Source organism: Methylobacterium sp. 285MFTsu5.1, from assembly GCF_000383455.1.
GTDB lineage: Bacteria > Pseudomonadota > Alphaproteobacteria > Rhizobiales > Beijerinckiaceae > Methylobacterium.
Genome location: NZ_KB911286.1, coordinates 20,382 through 35,833, shown reverse-complemented (window position 1 = coordinate 35,833; position 15,452 = coordinate 20,382). Strand labels below are relative to the sequence as shown.

Sequence of the window (15,452 nt, the reverse complement as noted above, 5' to 3'; positions counted from 1 at the left end):
CTCCGGTCACCTCGCGGGGGAGGGCGGCCGGGCCGCGCCGTCGCGGGCCGGGTCCGAGGGCGGCGCGTGCGGCTCAACAGCCGCGGAACAGCGCCACCCCGAAGGCGGTGAATTTCAGCGGCAGGTGGCAGTGGCGGTCGGGGTCGTCGATCCGGAAGCGGATCGCGGCCTCCTCCAGGAATCCCTCCCCCGCGGCCTCGACGAAGTCCCCGATGACGAACACGACCTCGTAGAGGCCGGCGGCGAGCCGCGTCCGCACGACCGGATGGTCGAGGGTCCCGTCCGCCCCGAGGCGGCCCTCGGCGATCACCCGCCGCTTTCCTCCAGCGCTCAGGACGCGCACGCGCATCCCCTCGGCCGGCCGGCCCGTGGCGGCGTCGACGGCGTGGAGCGACAGGCCAGTCACGGGGTCCCGTCCTCCCAGACCATCCGCCAGGGATGGGCCGCCTCGTAGGCGGCCGCCATCGCGACCAGGGTCTCGTCGCCGCCCCAGGGCGCCACGAGCTGGAACCCGATCGGAAGCCCGGCGCCCGAGGGTCGGCAGGGGATCGAGATCCCCGGGCAGCCGGCGGCGTTGACGAAGCCCGTGAAGGTCGCCGAGCCGCGGGGGCCCACCGGTACCCCGGCGATGCGCGGCGGATGGGTGTCCTCCGCCGGCCAGGGCAGCGCCGCGGCCGCGGGGGTCATGAGGAGGTCGTGATCGGCGAACAGGGCGGCGAGGTCCCGGCGCAGCGCCAGTGCCATCCGCTGCACCTCGAACAGGTCGGCCGCCGACAGGGCCGCCCCGGCCTCCGCCAGGGCGCGGATGTCAGGGCCGAGCGCGTCGAGTCCGCCCGGATGCGCGCGCATCAGCCACGCGATGCCCGCTTGGCCGAGGACCGGCCACGCCTCCGTGATGGCCGTCGCCGCGTCGAAGCGGCCAGTCTCGACCCGGTGGCCGAGGCCGGCGAGGCGCCCGGCCGCCTCGGCGACGCTGTCGGCGATCTCGGGATCGACCGGGGCTGTCCCGAAGGCCGGGACGTGGAGGATCCGCAGCGGGCGCTCCGGCACCGCGGTGGTCCCGAACGGGCCGAAGCCGTGCGGCGCGACGGCATCCGGGTCGGCCGCCCCGAGGATCCGCATGGCCGCCGCGAGGTCGTCGACGGTGCGCGCCATCGGCCCGACCACCTCGAGGTCGAGCATGATCGGCGGCAGCCCGCCGGTCCGCGGCACCCGACCGGCCGTCGGCTTCAGGCCGACGAGGCCGGTATGCGAGGCGGGGCGGCGGATCGAGCCGCCCGCGTCGGTCCCGAGCGCCAGGGGCCCGATCCCGGAGGCCACGGCCGCGACGGCGCCGCCGCTGGAGCCCCCCGGCGTCAGCGCCGGATCCCACGGGTTCCGGGTGACGCCGTGGACCGGGTTGCCGGTGTAGCCCTGGACGGTCAGCTCGGGGACGTTGGTCTTGCCCAGGATCACCGCCCCGGCCGCGCGCAGGCGCGCCACCGGCGTCTCGTCGCGCTCAATGGCCTGCCCGGCCCCCTCCCCCGCGTAGAGCCGGCTGCCCCAGCCGGTCGCGAACCCGGCGACGTTCAGGCTGTCCTTGACGGTCAGCGGCACGCCGTCGAGGGGCCCGAGCGGTCGCCCCGCCCGCCAGCGCGCGGCGCTCGCCGCGGCGGCGCGCTCCGCGCCCTCGGGATCGACGGCGACGAGGGTGTTGAGCACCGGGTTCACGGCCTCGGCCCGCTCCAGGCAGGCGCGGGCGGCCGCGACCGGGCTCGCCGTCCCGGCAGCGTAGCGGCGGCCCAGGGCGGCGGCCGAGAGGGTCCAGAGCGGGCCGTCCGCGTCGATCCGGGTCATGACTCCTCCTCGCGATGGGCGATCCAGCGGGCGAGCGGCCCGGCGAGGCCGGTGGCCGGCTTCGCGGGCGGCCGGGCGAAACGCCCGGCCCGCGGCGGCCGCGTCCCGAGCCGCACCAGGGCTTGCGCCTGGCCCAGGGCGGCCGCCAGCGGGTCGACGAGCGGCACCGGCACCGCGTCCCGGAGGACCGTGGCGAGGCCGGCGAGCGGCGCGCCGGCCAGGATCACGACGTCGGCCCCCTCCCCCACCGCCCGCTCGGCCAGGGCCAGGATCTCGGGCCGCAGCTCGTCCTGCACCTCGGTCACGGCCTGGAACGGCCGGCGCACCGCGTGGAGGCCGGCGCAACGCGCCGACAGCCCGGCCAGCGCCACCGCGTCCTCGTACCAGGGCAGCAGGGCGGGCGCGAAGGTGACGACCGCGAACCGCGCCCCGAGCTGGCAGGCGGTCAGCATCGCGGCCTCGGCCATGCCGACCACCGGCAGGTCGAACAGCTCCCGCGCGGCGACCAGCCCGGGATCGCCGTAGGCGGCGATGACCGCGGCGTCGTGGCCGGAATGGTGGGCGGCGAGCGTCTCCAGCACCGCCGCCCCGGCGAGCTGCGCCTCGGCCCGGCTCGCGATGTAGGGCAAGCCGGACGTGGCGGTGAGCGCGGTGATGTGCGCGTCGGGGGCGAGCGCCGCCTCGGCGGCCCGCGCCATGCGCGCGGTCATCGCCGCCGAGGTGTTGGGGTTGAGGAGCAGGATGCGCATGCGAGGGCTCCGGGCGCTTCAGCCCTCCATCCGGCGGGACAGGCCTGCGGCCCGCTCCATCACGGCGGCGAGCACCACGGTCACGAGGATCAGCAGGCTGGAGGCCGCCGCCACCGTGACGTCGAGGCGGCCCTCCAGGTCCTGCCACATGCGGATCGGCAGCATGTCGGTGGCGGCGTCGCGCAGGAACAGGGAGACCGGGACGTTGTCGAAGCTCGCCATGAAGGCGATGAAGCCCCCGGCCAGGATCCCGGGCCGGATCAGCGGCAGGGTCACCCGGCGGAACGTGTAGAGGCGCGAGGCGCCGAGCGAGGTTGAGCTCTCGAGGAGCACCGGGTCCATCTGCGACAGGGCCGCCACGGTGGTGCGGACCACGTAGGGCACGCAGACCACGGTATGGCCGAGGACGAGGGTCAGCGGCGAGACCGGGATGCCGGCGAGGCTGAACAGCATCAGCGCCGCGAGCCCGAAGGCCAGGGCCGGCAGGACGAGGGGCGACAGGAACAGGCTGTCGAGGAGCCGCGCGGAGACCCGCGGTGACCGGGCGATGGCGAGCGCCGCGGCGGTGCCCAGAACCACCGACAGCAGGGTCGTCCAGCCCGCCACCACGAGGCTGTTCCAGGCGGCGGCCCGGAGCTGCTCGGCCTCCGCGAGCGCCGCGTACCAGCGCAGGGAGTAGCCCGGCGGCGGGAAGCGCAGAGAGAAGCCGCTGGTGAACGACACCACCACGACGATCACGGTCGGCGCCGCCAGCAGGACGAGGCAGAGCCCGGCCAGCAGCAGCACCGCGCCGTGGAAGCTGAACCAGTCGAGATCGCGCCGCAGGCTCGTCCGCATGGTGACCTCCCGGTGAACTCCCGTTGACCTCAGGCGCGCGCGCGGCCGCCCGACAGGCGGCCCGCGAGGTTGAGGAGCGTGACGCAGGCGAGCACCGCCACGAGGAAGACGATCGCGATCGCCGCCGCGAACGGCCAGTTGTTGAGCGAGGAGGCCTGCTGGTACAGGTACATGGGCATGAACAGCATCTGCCCGCCGCCGATCAGCGACTGGGTGATGAAGGCGGTGATCGCCGCCGCGAAGGTCAGCAGGCAGCCCGCCACGATGCCGGGCAGGCAGAGCGGCAGCGTCACCCGGAGGAAGGTGCGCCATGCCCCCGCCCCGAGCGCCGCCGAGGCGTCGGCGAGGTTCGGGTCGATCCGCGACAGGGCGGTGACCAGGGGCAGGACCATCAGCGGCAGTTGCACCTGCGCCAGCGCCAGGACGAGGCCGCCCTCGGTGTAGAGCAGCTTCAGGGGCGCGTCGGTGAGGCCGAGGCCGAGGAGCGCGGCGTTGACGATGCCTTGGCGCCCCAGGATCACGATCCACGCGAAGGTCCGGACCACCACGCTCGTGAGCAGCGGCAGCAGCACGATCAGGGTCAGCAGGCCGCGCAGCCGGCCGGGCGCCCAGGTCAGGAGCAGCGCCAGCGGCAGGCCGAGCAGGAGGGTCAGCGCCGTGACCTCGACGCCGAGCCACAGGGTCGCGCCGAGCACCCGCAGGGAGAACGGGTCGAGCAGGAACCGGGCGTACTGGTCGAGGCCGAACCGGGTCATGGCCGGATCGGCGTAAAAGCTCACGAGCAGCAGCAGCGCCAGCGGCGCCAGGAAGAAGACGAGGAAGAACGCCCCGAGCGGCAGCGCGAGGCGGATGTCGTAGGCCGCCGTCCAGGTGCGGCCCGGGCGGAGGGGCGCCGCGACCGGGCCCTCCGTGGCCGGGCCGGCGCTCACACCCGGATCTCGCGGTTGAAGCGCTCGATCCAGGCCGGCCGGCCGCGGTTGATCGCGGCCCAGTCCTGGAACACCGACTTGCGCTTCAACTCGTCCGCGTCCTTCGCCAGGACCTTGGCGACCTCGCCCTCGATGGCGACCTTCCGGTTGGTCGGCACGATCAGGTAGGGGCTCTGCATCAGCTTGGCCTGCACCTCTGGCGATAGCGCGGCCTCGATCAGCCTGAAGGCCAGCTCCTTCGACGGCGTGTTCTTGACGATGTGGATCGTCGTCTTGAAGGCGATGATGCCCTCCTTCGGTGCGGCGAACTCCACCGGCACGCCTCGGGCCTTCAGGATCTGGATCGCGTTGAAATTGCCCGGCCCGATGTCGACCTGCTCCTGCTGGTAGAGGGCTGCCAGGGCGCCCGGGTTGGCGGCGACGGCGGCGAGGTTCGGCTTGAGCGCCTCCAGCGCCTTGAAGCCCGGCTCGACGTCGGTCTCCGAACCGCCGTGCATGCGGGCGATCTCCACGATGAAGCCGGTGCCGAGCGTCGAGTTCAGGTTGGTGATGCCGACCCGGCCCCTGTACTCGGGCTTCCACAGGTCGGCCCAGGAGGTCGGCGGCGTCTTCACCTTCTCCGGATTGTAGGTCAGGCCGACGATCTGGAAGAACGGCGCCGGGCCCATCGGCTCCTGCGCGTCCGCGATCAGGTCGCCGTAATGGGCCGACTGGGCCACCGGGTAGGGCTCGACGAGGTCCTGGGCGATGGCCGTGAGGGCGGGGCCCGGATCGTGCAGCATCACGTCGATCGGCGGGTTGGCGCGGGCCGCCTGGACCTTGGCGATCTGGTCGACCGAGAGCATCGGATCGAGGATCACGTCGCCGCCCGAACTCTTGCGGAAGGCCGGCACGAGCACGGCCCGGTGCGCCTCCTCCCAGCTGCCCGTGAAGGTCGCGAAGACGAGCTTGCGCGCCTGGGCGCGGGACAGGCCCGGGAAGGCCTGCGCGGCCCCGAGGGTCAGGGCGCTGGCGAGGAGGCTGCGGCGGTGCAGGGGCATGGTCGGTTCTCCTGGCTCGGTGTCGGGCGGCTCGGCCTCAGTGTCGGGGATCGGGAAAGACGCCGACCCGCTCGGGTGCTGTCGGGCGCAGGCGCACGCGGGTGCCGGGCGGCCGGGGCCGGGCGCCCGCCGCGCGCGGCTCGGCGGTCTTGAGGCGGGCGCCGCCGTCGAGGCGGATCTCGTGGACCAGGGTTGCGCCGAGCGGCAGGCCGACCTCGACCGCGCCGTCGAGGCCGTCCGCGGCCCCCGCCCCGGCCCCCGGTCCCTCCTCCGCGAAGGCGACGTGCTCGGGCCGCAGGCAGGCGGCGACCCGGGTCCCGTCCGGCAGCGTCGTGGCGGCGGGGAGCAGACCGCCCGCCTCCAGGGCCACCACGCGGGCGCCGCCCGCCTCCGTCGCGAGCCGCCCGTGCAGGACGTTGGCCGTGCCCACGAAGGTGTTGACGAACAGCGTCTCGGGGCGGTCGTAGACGTCGGTCGGGGGGGCGAACTGCTCCAGGCGGCCGGCGTTGAGCACGGCGACCCGGTCGGCCATCGACAGCGCCTCCTCCTGGTCGTGCGTGACGATCAGCGTGGTGGTGCCGGCGCTGCGCTGGATGCGCTTGATCTCGATCTGCATGTCGAGGCGCAGGTTCTTGTCGAGGGCCGCGAACGGCTCGTCGAGGAGCAGGATCGAGGGGCGCACGGCGAGCGCCCGGGCCAGCGCCACCCGCTGCTGTTGGCCGCCCGACATCTCCCGCGGGAAGCGCCCGGCGAGGTGCTCGAGGCGCACCAGCGCCAGCATCTCGGCGACCCGCGCCCTCTGCTCCGCCCGCCCGACACCCCGGGCCGCGAGGCCGTAGGCGACGTTGTCGGCGACGCTCATGTGCGGGAACAGGGCGTAGTTCTGGAACACGATGCCGACGGTGCGCCGGTTCGGCGGCAGGTGGTCGACGGCTTGGCCGCCGATGATGACGCGCCCCTCCGTGGGCTTCAGGAAGCCCGCCACCGCGCGCAACAGGGTGGTCTTGCCGCAGCCCGAGGGCCCGAGCAGGGCGACGAGCTCCCCGCCCCGGATGTCGAGGGTCACGGTGTCGACCGCGAGCGCCGACCCGTAGCGCTGGGTGATCCCGTCGAGGATCAGGGTGGTCCCGGCGCTCACGGGCGGCCCGCCCCGTCCGCCGCGAAGGCGCGGCCGTGCGCGGCGAGATGCGCCGTCGGGCAGCCCGCCAGCTCCAGGCCCTTCCACAGGGTGACGGCCACGGAATCGACCACCGGCACGCCGAGTTCGGCCTCCAGGGCCGGGGCGAGCGCGGCGCCCGCGAGGTTCGTGCACACGATCGCCACCGCGTCGACGCCCTCGGCCGCCACCGCCCGGACCATGCCGGCGATGGCCTCCGGGCCGGTCTCGGCGAAGGCGAAGTTCTCCGACAGGCCGAGGTGGCGCTCGGCGGCGCAGTCGAAGCCGGCCGCGCCCCAGTTGGCCTGGATCCGGCGCTGCACGTCGCCGGTATAGGGCGTGACGAGGCCGATCCGCCGGAAATCCCGGGCGCGGAACAGGTCGCGGAAGGCGAGCGCCGCGGTGGAGGCCGGGCACCCGGTCCGGTCGGTGATCGCGGCGCTCAGGCGCTCGTCCGCGTCGAAGCCGAGCCACGCGCCGGAGGTGCCGTTCCACAGGATCGCGGCGACGCGGGCATCGGCGAGCAGTTCGGCCGCCGCCAGGATCGGCTCGGGGTCGAACTGGTCCAGCGCCGCCGCCGACAGGCCGATCTCCGTCACGCGGAAGCGGGCGAAGTGGGCGCTGACGCCCGCGACGCCGGCCAGCAGATGCGCCGTGGCCGGCTCGAGGACGCTGTTCGACGAGGGCGTCATCATGCCCAGACGCGTCGTGCCGTTCGCTCGTTCCATGGAATCCATCCCCGATCCGTGAAGCATCCGACAGGCCTGGGCAGGCGACAAGGCATTTTCTGCATGCTGCATGCAATTTGCGCAAATGCATGATATGGCAGCGCAAGCGGCCGAAAAATGGGTCATCGATCGGGCGGCCGGACGCGCTAAGCTGGCGCGGGAGAACGGGAGGATCGATGGACGTCGTCGCACGCCGCCGGGGCCGGCCCCGCAAGGCGCCGGTCGTCCCGGTCGCGCAGCTGCCGCGGACCGGGCTGCACGAGCAGGCGGCGGGCCGGCTCAGGGACATGATCGTGCGCGGCGTGCTGCCGGCCGGCGCGTCCCTCGTGGAGGCGGACCTCTCCGTCGCCCTCGGGGTCAGCCGCACACCGTTGCGGGAAGCGCTCAAGCTCTTGGCCGCGGAGGGGCTGGTCGAGCTGCACCAGAACCGCAGCGCCCGCGTCCCGGACTGGACGCCGGAGGAGATCCTCGAACTGTTCGAGGCGCTCGCCGGGATCGAGCGGCTGACCGCGGAACTCGCGGCGCCGCGGATCTCCGAAGCCCTGATGGACGTGCTGCGCGGCAAGCAGGCGCAGCTCGACCGGATGCACCGGGACCAAGTGCTCGACGCCTATTTCGCCCTGAACCAGGAGATCCACCGGACGATCGTCGAGGCCGCCCGGAACCGCCCGCTGGCGGAGGCCCACGCGGCGCTCCAGGCCCGGGCCCAGTGGGCGCGCCTGCGCGCGCTCTCCAGCGGCAGCCGCTGGGAGGAATCGGCCCGCGAGCACCGGGACCTGTTCGCGGCGCTCGCCGCGCGGGACGCCGCCGCGGCCGGGACCGTCGCCCACCGCCACGTGCTGCGGACCGGCGTGGTGATCGCCGAGACGCTCCAGGCCCGGCGCGCGGACCCCACGGCGCGGTAACGAAGCGTTAACCCTGTCGTCGCATCGGTTGGTCACCAGCCGGACGCTGGCCTTCCACGCCCATCCGATCCGCCCCTCAACACGGGTGGGCGTGGAAGCCTCGACCGCCGCCCGTCAGGCGTCGCCGAACGCGACCCCGAGCTCGGTCTCCTGGCGCCACGTGACGCGCGCCGGCCGGCGCTGACCGCCGACCCCGTAGGCCAGCACGAACGCGTCGGGCACACCGATCACGCTGACGACCTTCAGGCGGGCGCCCCCGTCCGACATGTTGCGGATCGTGCAGTCGATCACGCCGCCGCCGGCGAGTTCGATATGGCCCTCGAGCAGGGTCCGTCTGCGGGGCGCGGCGCGTCTGTCGTCCATCCTCGTTACCCTATGGTTGCGGGCCGGATCCCTCCGGATCCGCGCGCGCTCCGCCGGCCCGGGGCACGGATGATCGATCCCGCCCGCCCGCCCCGTCCCGACGCGACGCCGTCGGGCCCAATCCGGGCCGTCCGCCATCGCGACCAGGAGACCACGGCGTTCGTGTCGATTCCGTCAAAGCGCCACGCGAAAGCGCGGCGGCGCGCCGGTCAGGACGTCCGCACGAGCTGCAGGGCGCCCCGCGCGGCCGGCGGCGCGACGCTGCGGGTCTGGTTGCGGCCGCCGTTCTTGGCCTCGTACAGGGCGCCGTCCGCCAAGCGGTAGGGATCCGGCAGCGGCGCGCTCCGGTCGGCGCCCGGCCGGACGGCCGCGAGCCCGATGCTCACCGTCACGGCGCCGGCCGCGATCCCCGCCGACGGGACGGTCAGCTTGGCCACCTCGGCGTGGACCGTGTCGGCGACGCGCAGGGCGCCGGCCTCGTCCGTCTCGGGCAGGAGCAGGGTGAACTCCTCGCCGCCGATGCGGCTGACGAGATCCTGGGGGCGGTGCACGCTAGCCGCGAGACAGCGGGCGAGACCCTGCAGGATTGCGTCGCCCACCGGGTGCCCGTAGCGGTCGTTGAAGCGCTTGAAATGGTCCGCGTCGACGATGAGCAGCGACAGGGGGTGGCTGTCGCGCCGGGCCGCGTCCAGGTTCCGCCGGAGGGCGTCCTCGAAGCAGCGGCGGTTCGGCAGGCCGGTCAGGGCGTCGGTTCGCGACAGCGCCGCCATCTCGGCCCGCAGCGTCTCGCGGCGACGCAACTCCCGCCCGAACAGGAGCGACAGCGCGATCGTGAGGCCGCACAGCGCCAGCACGATGCCGCCGATGATCGTCGCCTTCGCGGTCCACTCCGCCTCCACGTCCTTGGTGGACAGGGCGACGTTCAGGATCAGCGGCAGATTTCCGATCCGCGTGAACGTGTAGTTCCGCTCGACGCCGTCGCGCACGGAGGTGCTGACGAAGTTGCCGCGTCCCTCGCGCAGGAACCGTTTGAAGATCGCGGTCTTCCCGATATTCGCCTCGAGATCCGCCTCCACGTAGGGGTAGCGCATCAGGCGGGTGCCGTCGGTCAGGTACAGGTTGATGGCCCCGCCCGGTCCGAGATCGATCTCGCTGAACAGGTGCGTGAAGTAGGACAGTTTCACGGTGCCCAGGACCACGCCGCCGAAGCTGCCGTCGGGCCGGTCGATGCGGCGGCTGAACGGGAGCATCCGCTCCCCGTTGAGCCGCGACACGATCGGGCGCCCGACATGGAGGCCGAGCCCGGTGCTCGCCCGGTGGACCTGGAAATACTCGCGATCCGCGTAGTTGCCCGGGCGCGGCGGCACGGCCGCGATGTCGCCGACGGCGTCGCCCCGCTCGTCCAGGATCAGCATCACGCCCATGTCGCGGGCGGTCGCGGCGCGGTCGAACAGGATGAGCTGGCGCAGGTGCGGGTCGGCGGCGGCCAAGCCCGGCACCTTCAGGTTGTCGACCGCCGCGTGGATCGAGAGATCGTACATCTCGATGTTGCGCGCGATGTCGCGCTCGAGGACCTGCAGGAGGTTCCAGGAGGTCTGCTCCGCGCTGGTCCAGGCGTCGCGGCGCAGGTCGGCCAGCATCAGGCCGGACGTCACGACCATGCCCAGCGGGGCCAGGATCCCGAGGACGATCCAGGTGCGGGCCGAGCCGAGCCACGGGGCGACGCGTCGCCAGACGTTCATCGGCCCCCCGCGGACGGCGCTTCGTTGCCACGCTCTGGCACGCCGAGCCTTAACCGCCGCTTTCGCGGCGGTCGGGCCGGTCTTACATCCCGGCGTCTCTGTCCACGATCCGAGAGACCTCGTCGATCTCGCCGCGCGGCCTTCCGAGTTCGCCGCCGGCCGGCGGGAAATGCCGCGTCACGGGCGCGCCGGGGATGTCGGCGACTGCCGCTATGAGACTCAAGCCATGGCCGGCGGTCCGGCGCGAGACCTCCGCGCGGTCGACGCGGCGGAAGACCTCGCTGCACTTCCCCGGCGTCAACCCGGCGCTGGCTCTGCGCGTCGAGCCGTTGTCGGTTCCGACGGCGACAGGTTTCATAACGCCCTTCGGCATCGCCATCCTGAACGGCGTCGTGCTCGCGAGTTACATCCGCGATCTAGAGGCGTCCAACCCCGGTGTCCGGGAGGCCGCCATCCACGCCGCCGCGAAGCCGCTGCGGCCTGTGATCATGACGGCTCACCTTACGGCACTGAACTTCCGGCTATGGCGTTCTCGACCAGCACCCGCGCGGAGGTGCGGCGGCCGCTCGCCACCGCGGTGATCGGGGTCCTGATCGCCGCGACCCCGCTCACCCTGGTGCTGCTGCCGGCGGTCGATACCACCGTCGCCGGCCTTCACCGCCCTTCGAGTGGTCCCGGCCCCCTCCGGGATACGGTTTCAAAGCGCGGCGGCGCGCGGCGACCGACCCGTGGACGCGACAAAGTATCCGCAATCGGTATGTGGATACGCAATTCTGTGCTGATGCCGGGACGATGCTCAGGCGACTATGCTGGACTGACACGGAGCGGGAGTCCGGCATGTTGGACGGCGACGCCTTTGCCCACGAGATCGCGGCGCTCCTGATCGCCGACATCAAGACCTCCGGCGCGCGCACGCGCGGCGAGATCGAGGAGGCCTGCCGGATTTCCCTCGATAGCCTGCTCGGCGGCACCGCGGTGCCGCCGCAGATCGCCGTACTGATGCCGATCGGCCTGGAGCGGTGGCCGCGGGTGGTCGTGAAGGGACGGCCCCTGCCGGACGTGTAGGCCGGTGCCCCTCGCCCCCTCAGCGGCCGATGACGCCGGTGCCCCCGGTCGGGCCGATGGCGTTCGGCCCGGTATTCGGAGCGGGCGTCGCGGCTTGGTTCCTCTGGATGTCCATCCGAAGCGTATTGCTCTGGGTCGTCTGCTCCTGTCGCAGAGCGCGGACCTGACCGCTGGTCTCCATGGATTGGTTGGCGGCGTTCGGATTGTTCTGCTGCACCTGGGCCAGGGCGGGTGTCGCGGCCGCGGCCAGACCGAGGCTCGCGGCGGTGAGCGTGGCGATGAGGGGGCGCATTGAAAAGCTCTCGCGCTGATGGATCCTGCGGAGTTGACACGCCGACGGCCCGCCAAGTTCCATTCCGGTCGCGTCAGGTTGCCGTCCTCGCCGTTTGGCGGGGTGGTTAGCCAATTCCTGCCGACCGACGGCGTTCTTCACGCCTTGTTAACGCATCGGGGCAAGGCTGTCGGTGGCGTCGGGTGTGGGACGTTGAGAGGGGCGTGATGCGGGCCTTGTCGGCGGAGGATGAACAGGCTGTCGATCGGCTCACGCTGCAGCTTCTTCACGACGCCTATTGCGATCTCGCGGCGGTCCTGCGCGGTGCCCAGCCCCAGGCGGCCGCGGCGATTCTCGGGGTCATGGAGCAGCGCGTGACCGACGTCCTGACCCGGATCTGCCGGCAGGGTTCGGAAGGGGCGGCCTCGGTGGAGATAGCCGTCGCCGTCGGCGAGCGGATCGGGGAGATCATGGATCAGGCCCACGGACGGGACGTCGCCGGCACGCGAGCCGCTTGATTTAAAGTGATCACGGACGCCGGCGCAACCAGCGTCTTCGACGCCTTGCGCATACTTTACCATTCAACGCTCAGCTGAAATTACGGGCCCCGCAAAAATTAATTTCTGATTTGCATGAGTTGATATTTTATCTTCCGAATACACACCCCAAAATCGCCAGCTTGTCCATTTTTTACATGATTCGACTTAGCTGCAATGCTTCGGTGCTGCAACAATATTTCCACAACTATATCGACGAGGGTCGAAGAGCCAGCTTATGGCTTTGTGGGCCAATCACGGCGTGTTCGAAGCCCTTATGTTCCACGGTGGCATAAGTTTTATGGAAATCGAATACGGTTACATAACCTTCGAGACGCATCTAATTTGTAGTTCGACTGTATTCCTCAAAATAAGAAAAATTCTGTCTCGCTGCTCCATTTTGTCACGGGGGTGGCGCCATTTGCTGGCGCGGACTTTCATTGTGGCGCGGTGGTCCTGGGTAGCGAGCCGAAGCATGCCAAGAGTATTTCCCGATCCCGTCTCGACACGCCTCGGGCGTCGAGAAATACTGGGATGCGTGAGGTAGCTTCATGAACCTCATCGAGGATGGAGCTGGCGTCGGCAGCGGAGAGGCCAAATTTTATGTAGGCCGCGAATGCGGTGCTCGCGTCGCATTCCCGGCTGATACCGGGAGCCGGGGCGCAGACATGCTTGGTGCCCGACGGATGCGGGACCACATCGAACACCGGTGAAAGATTCCATCCGGTCCCATCGTTGATGAAAGCGTGGTTGCGCAAATGATCGTCGGTGTTCCGGAGATAGGCATTGACCAAGAGCCTGCGAAACATCTCGCGTTCAGGCTCTTGTGCACCGATACGGCGCGCGGCTGCCGCGATGTCCAAATAGGTCTTGCTTGTCGCATAACCATAAGCTGGCTCGCCCAGCAAAGTGCCGGCGCTGAGGTAAGACAAACACGCTCCAGCCGAGGATCGATCAAAACGTGATACCAAGAGAACCGGCCTGTCGTTTACGACACGAAGCTCCCGCTCCGGGACTTGAAGGCCTGCTGCCTCAGCAAAATCGAGGCAAACCGCTTCAGCCCTGGGATTGTCGAACCTGTCGTCCCACGCGGAAAATTTGGCTATCCATTCTTTATCTGAAATCCGAACACGTGCCTTCGGTCGAGCGCCCCCAATATCCGAGCTGTGGATGAGTAGCTGCGCGAGTTGGCGCGCCGACGCTTCGCCTTCCTCGTACTTCTCTGCTGCGATGAGCGCACCTTCAAGGTCGTCCTCGCTTTGAGCGCGCTCAAGCGCTGCTTCCATCCTGGGTATCCAACTCTCGGGAGCCTCTGGCGTTGAGCCGAAGGCCAGATCGCCAGTCCGCGACAGGCCGCCCAGAGCCAGGAATTCCGGCATGCCGAGTTCCAGTTCTGGGAATACATGTGTCAGGATTCCTTTGCCCCAGCCGTCGGGGCCTACATCGTGAAAGGCCAGATGGACCTCTCCCACGGTCGCAGGCCGCCACTTGTTTCCGAGCGGCAGGCCAATGGGGTCAATCGGCCTGCGTCCTTCAGAAGCTAGATAGTCGGAGCTATAGGCAAAACGACCGAGCCGTCGTGAGGAGCCACCTTCGAAGACAAAGAGGCCGATGGGCACATAGCCGCTCAGCCCTGACCGGAACACGTGCATTTCCTCGATGCGGTTATACTTAGAGATTCGCCACATACCCGCTACGATGATCCCGCGGCGATCCAGCAGGGCATCTGCTGTGTCTCTGATATGATCACACAGGCGAATGTCGCCACGTTGATCTGTGCGAATCGGTGAGATCAGCGCACTGAGCAAGAATCTGCTGGCGACAACCGGCCACCCGGCAGTCAGGCGATCATGCGATGTGATGCGCTCACCCGCAACAAGGAAAAGGGCGCCAGGCTTCCGTTAACGATCACGACAGGAAGGACTTCCTCAAGATCATATTGCCGCATCTGCGGCCTTCTCAAAGGTGCCGATCCACGCCAAGTTCGTCCCTGGCAGACCACCCGCACACGCCGCGCCGCTCTTTAGCAGGGGGCGGCCAGCACCGGTGTTAGCAGCACCGAGTGCCGGCCTGACCACGATCCGTATCGTAGAAGGATACCGAGACCATGGCTGAGACCTTCCCTACCGGCGTTATCGCGCCGACGAAACTGTCCCGATGCATGAATTCCGGGCAGTCCCAAGCCCCCGTCCCGGCAACCCGCCTGATCGCCTGAAGGTGCGCTGGCACGCGATACGCCGTGCCTCAGCGTCCCCCCGCTATCCTGCAATCCTGACGCCCTCGTTGCCGCAGGCCTGAGGCTGCGAAAAACGAGCCCGTTCGTCGCCCTGCCATTCGGTGAAGGGCGCGGGTTGGCGTCGCCTGGACGGAAACCATCCATGACCATCGTCGTCCCTCACCCCGCCGCCCAGCGCGGCGGCCGACAGCGGTTGGCCGCGCGTAGGCAGCCTGGATCCGCGACCAGCAGCCGGATCACCGTCCCGCTCGGGAGCGCCGCGGCCCTCGGCTGCGGCCACGTCCAGCCCGCGATCCCGCAGATCTGCGCACCCGAACTGATGGCCGCAGCCCAAGCCGCGCTCGACGGCGCCTTCCGGGCGACCTTCGTGCCCGATCCGCTGCTCGGACCAGGCTTGTCGCAACTCGGATCCGTGCTGGCCTCCATGGTCAAACGGCACGGGTCCCTCATCGAGGCGGCCATCACGGACGTCCTGGAGCGAAGCGGGCGCTACATCGTGCTCCGCAACGTCGCGATGCCGATCACCGTTCCGACCCAGGAACTCGTCCGCGCCAGCAGCGTCGCCCAGCTCAATCAGACCTCGATCGAACTCGCGGGCGCCGTCGCGCAGTCCGTATTCCTCGACCTGATCGTCGTCGATCGGAAAGAGAGCCGAGCCATCATCGCCGAGGTCAAGAGAGGCTCCGGAAAAAATGAGGCTAGGAAAATACACCAAATTGAATGGGTGTTGCGGTGCGCGCAGGTCCAGGGCCGCTCGTTTCTGGCCTCACTCGGCTATGAGGTCGCGCAAATCCGCGCGGTGCTGATCGACGTCTATGGACGGGCCGGGTACGGCGATGACCTTACGGTGAGCGGACCGGCCATAGATCAGCTGTTCGCGACCCCAGTCTTGGCAGCGCTCGAGACTGTGACGGCGGCGCTTCAAGCCCGATTACGCGCGGCTGTGCCGGACCTTCTGACAATGGCGTTGGCGAGCCTCGCCGTTCCTGAGAACGTCAAACACCCGCACTCGCCCGGGCCGCTTGCGCCCTGACCGCACCGCGCCGGCATCGGGTCGCG

The 15,452-nt window shown here is 70.4% G+C and carries 18 protein-coding genes; 5 read left to right on the top strand and 13 right to left on the bottom strand.

What is annotated here, in order from left to right:
* Positions 1 to 73: 73 nt before the first annotated feature.
* Genes H288_RS0121810 through H288_RS0121775 form a run of 8 tightly spaced genes read right to left on the bottom strand, consistent with a single transcriptional unit; the run spans position 74 to position 7,275 of the window.
* Positions 74 to 406: a hydroxyisourate hydrolase gene (locus tag H288_RS0121810; protein WP_020094706.1), complete on the bottom strand. Its 333-nt coding sequence runs from the start codon at positions 404 to 406 to the stop codon at positions 74 to 76.
* Positions 403 to 1,836 (bottom strand): amidase, encoded by a 1,434-nt coding sequence (locus H288_RS0121805; RefSeq protein ID WP_020094705.1) that lies wholly within the window; start codon positions 1,834 to 1,836, stop codon positions 403 to 405. The genes H288_RS0121810 and H288_RS0121805 overlap by 4 nt, the downstream gene beginning before the upstream one ends.
* A complete protein-coding gene (locus H288_RS0121800) occupies positions 1,833 to 2,585 on the bottom strand; it encodes an aspartate/glutamate racemase family protein (protein ID WP_020094704.1) in 753 nt (250 codons plus the stop codon). Before H288_RS0121800 ends, H288_RS0121805 begins: the two co-directional genes overlap by 4 nt.
* A gap of 18 nt (positions 2,586 to 2,603) precedes the next feature.
* Complete coding sequence (locus tag H288_RS0121795; RefSeq protein ID WP_020094703.1) at positions 2,604 to 3,422, bottom strand: ABC transporter permease; 819 nt, start codon at positions 3,420 to 3,422, stop codon at positions 2,604 to 2,606.
* 29 nt (positions 3,423 to 3,451) lie between these two features.
* Positions 3,452 to 4,351, bottom strand: a complete 900-nt coding sequence (locus H288_RS0121790; protein ID WP_020094702.1) for an ABC transporter permease — start codon at positions 4,349 to 4,351, stop codon at positions 3,452 to 3,454.
* Positions 4,348 to 5,391, bottom strand: a complete 1,044-nt coding sequence (locus H288_RS0121785) for an ABC transporter substrate-binding protein (protein ID WP_020094701.1) — start codon at positions 5,389 to 5,391, stop codon at positions 4,348 to 4,350. Before H288_RS0121785 ends, H288_RS0121790 begins: the two co-directional genes overlap by 4 nt.
* A 37-nt stretch (positions 5,392 to 5,428) precedes the next feature.
* Complete coding sequence (locus H288_RS0121780; protein ID WP_020094700.1) at positions 5,429 to 6,529, bottom strand: ABC transporter ATP-binding protein; 1,101 nt, start codon at positions 6,527 to 6,529, stop codon at positions 5,429 to 5,431.
* A complete protein-coding gene (locus H288_RS0121775) occupies positions 6,526 to 7,275 on the bottom strand; it encodes an aspartate/glutamate racemase family protein (RefSeq protein WP_043712961.1) in 750 nt (249 codons plus the stop codon). Before H288_RS0121775 ends, H288_RS0121780 begins: the two co-directional genes overlap by 4 nt.
* A gap of 176 nt (positions 7,276 to 7,451) precedes the next feature.
* Here H288_RS0121775 and H288_RS0121770 point away from each other — a divergent pair, with 176 nt between their 5' ends.
* Positions 7,452 to 8,180, top strand: coding sequence for a GntR family transcriptional regulator (locus H288_RS0121770; RefSeq protein ID WP_020094698.1), 729 nt, complete (start codon positions 7,452 to 7,454; stop codon positions 8,178 to 8,180).
* Positions 8,181 to 8,294: 114 nt separating this feature from the next.
* Here H288_RS0121770 and H288_RS0121765 read toward each other — a convergent pair whose 3' ends face one another.
* The 3 genes from H288_RS0121765 to H288_RS36000 form a co-directional block, all read right to left on the bottom strand.
* On the bottom strand, positions 8,295 to 8,543 hold the full coding sequence (locus H288_RS0121765) for a PilZ domain-containing protein (protein WP_020094697.1): 249 nt from the start codon (positions 8,541 to 8,543) through the stop codon (positions 8,295 to 8,297).
* A 209-nt stretch (positions 8,544 to 8,752) separates the two neighbouring features.
* Positions 8,753 to 10,285 (bottom strand): sensor domain-containing diguanylate cyclase, encoded by a 1,533-nt coding sequence (locus tag H288_RS0121760; protein ID WP_020094696.1) that lies wholly within the window; start codon positions 10,283 to 10,285, stop codon positions 8,753 to 8,755.
* Positions 10,286 to 10,367: 82 nt separating this feature from the next.
* Positions 10,368 to 10,658 (bottom strand): hypothetical protein, encoded by a 291-nt coding sequence (locus H288_RS36000; protein WP_020094695.1) that lies wholly within the window; start codon positions 10,656 to 10,658, stop codon positions 10,368 to 10,370.
* Here H288_RS36000 and H288_RS35995 point away from each other — a divergent pair.
* Together H288_RS35995 and H288_RS0121750 are read left to right on the top strand one after the other, a co-directional pair.
* On the top strand, positions 10,615 to 10,866 hold the full coding sequence (locus H288_RS35995) for an efflux RND transporter permease subunit (RefSeq protein ID WP_245274544.1): 252 nt from the start codon (positions 10,615 to 10,617) through the stop codon (positions 10,864 to 10,866). The genes H288_RS36000 and H288_RS35995 overlap by 44 nt on opposite strands.
* A gap of 256 nt (positions 10,867 to 11,122) precedes the next feature.
* Complete coding sequence (locus H288_RS0121750; RefSeq protein ID WP_020094694.1) at positions 11,123 to 11,350, top strand: hypothetical protein; 228 nt, start codon at positions 11,123 to 11,125, stop codon at positions 11,348 to 11,350.
* Between the two features lie 19 nt (positions 11,351 to 11,369).
* On the opposite strand, the gene H288_RS0121745 is transcribed toward H288_RS0121750, so the two are convergent.
* Positions 11,370 to 11,642: a hypothetical protein gene (locus H288_RS0121745; protein WP_020094693.1), complete on the bottom strand. Its 273-nt coding sequence runs from the start codon at positions 11,640 to 11,642 to the stop codon at positions 11,370 to 11,372.
* Positions 11,643 to 11,848: 206 nt separating this feature from the next.
* Between H288_RS0121745 and H288_RS32640 the strand changes: the two genes are divergently transcribed.
* The gene (locus H288_RS32640) at positions 11,849 to 12,139 is read left to right on the top strand and encodes a hypothetical protein (RefSeq protein WP_020094692.1); all 291 of its coding nucleotides are present in this window, start codon (positions 11,849 to 11,851) and stop codon (positions 12,137 to 12,139) included.
* A 455-nt stretch (positions 12,140 to 12,594) separates the two neighbouring features.
* Here H288_RS32640 and H288_RS34070 read toward each other — a convergent pair whose 3' ends face one another.
* Positions 12,595 to 13,965, bottom strand: a complete 1,371-nt coding sequence (locus tag H288_RS34070) for a HipA domain-containing protein (RefSeq protein ID WP_245274537.1) — start codon at positions 13,963 to 13,965, stop codon at positions 12,595 to 12,597.
* Positions 13,966 to 14,535: 570 nt separating this feature from the next.
* Between H288_RS34070 and H288_RS0121735 the strand changes: the two genes are divergently transcribed.
* Positions 14,536 to 15,426, top strand: a complete 891-nt coding sequence (locus tag H288_RS0121735) for a hypothetical protein (protein WP_020094691.1) — start codon at positions 14,536 to 14,538, stop codon at positions 15,424 to 15,426.
* Positions 15,427 to 15,452: the final 26 nt, after the last annotated feature.

Excerpts from the sequence above, each read along its gene's own strand:
- H288_RS0121805 (WP_020094705.1), bottom strand. The coding sequence starts at position 1,836 with ATGACCCGGATCGACGCGGACGGCCCGCTCTGGACCCTCTCGGCCGCC.
- H288_RS0121800 (WP_020094704.1), bottom strand. The coding sequence starts at position 2,585 with ATGCGCATCCTGCTCCTCAACCCCAACACCTCGGCGGCGATGACCGCG.
- H288_RS0121795 (WP_020094703.1), bottom strand. The coding sequence starts at position 3,422 with ATGCGGACGAGCCTGCGGCGCGATCTCGACTGGTTCAGCTTCCACGGC.
- H288_RS0121785 (WP_020094701.1), bottom strand. The coding sequence starts at position 5,391 with ATGCCCCTGCACCGCCGCAGCCTCCTCGCCAGCGCCCTGACCCTCGGG.
- H288_RS0121775 (WP_043712961.1), bottom strand. The coding sequence starts at position 7,275 with ATGGAACGAGCGAACGGCACGACGCGTCTGGGCATGATGACGCCCTCG.
- H288_RS0121770 (WP_020094698.1), top strand. The coding sequence starts at position 7,452 with ATGGACGTCGTCGCACGCCGCCGGGGCCGGCCCCGCAAGGCGCCGGTC.
- H288_RS0121765 (WP_020094697.1), bottom strand. The coding sequence starts at position 8,543 with ATGGACGACAGACGCGCCGCGCCCCGCAGACGGACCCTGCTCGAGGGC.
- H288_RS0121760 (WP_020094696.1), bottom strand. The coding sequence starts at position 10,285 with ATGAACGTCTGGCGACGCGTCGCCCCGTGGCTCGGCTCGGCCCGCACC.
- H288_RS36000 (WP_020094695.1), bottom strand. The coding sequence starts at position 10,658 with ATGCCGAAGGGCGTTATGAAACCTGTCGCCGTCGGAACCGACAACGGC.
- H288_RS0121750 (WP_020094694.1), top strand. The coding sequence starts at position 11,123 with ATGTTGGACGGCGACGCCTTTGCCCACGAGATCGCGGCGCTCCTGATC.
- H288_RS0121745 (WP_020094693.1), bottom strand. The coding sequence starts at position 11,642 with ATGCGCCCCCTCATCGCCACGCTCACCGCCGCGAGCCTCGGTCTGGCC.
- H288_RS32640 (WP_020094692.1), top strand. The coding sequence starts at position 11,849 with ATGCGGGCCTTGTCGGCGGAGGATGAACAGGCTGTCGATCGGCTCACG.
- H288_RS0121735 (WP_020094691.1), top strand. The coding sequence starts at position 14,536 with ATGACCATCGTCGTCCCTCACCCCGCCGCCCAGCGCGGCGGCCGACAG.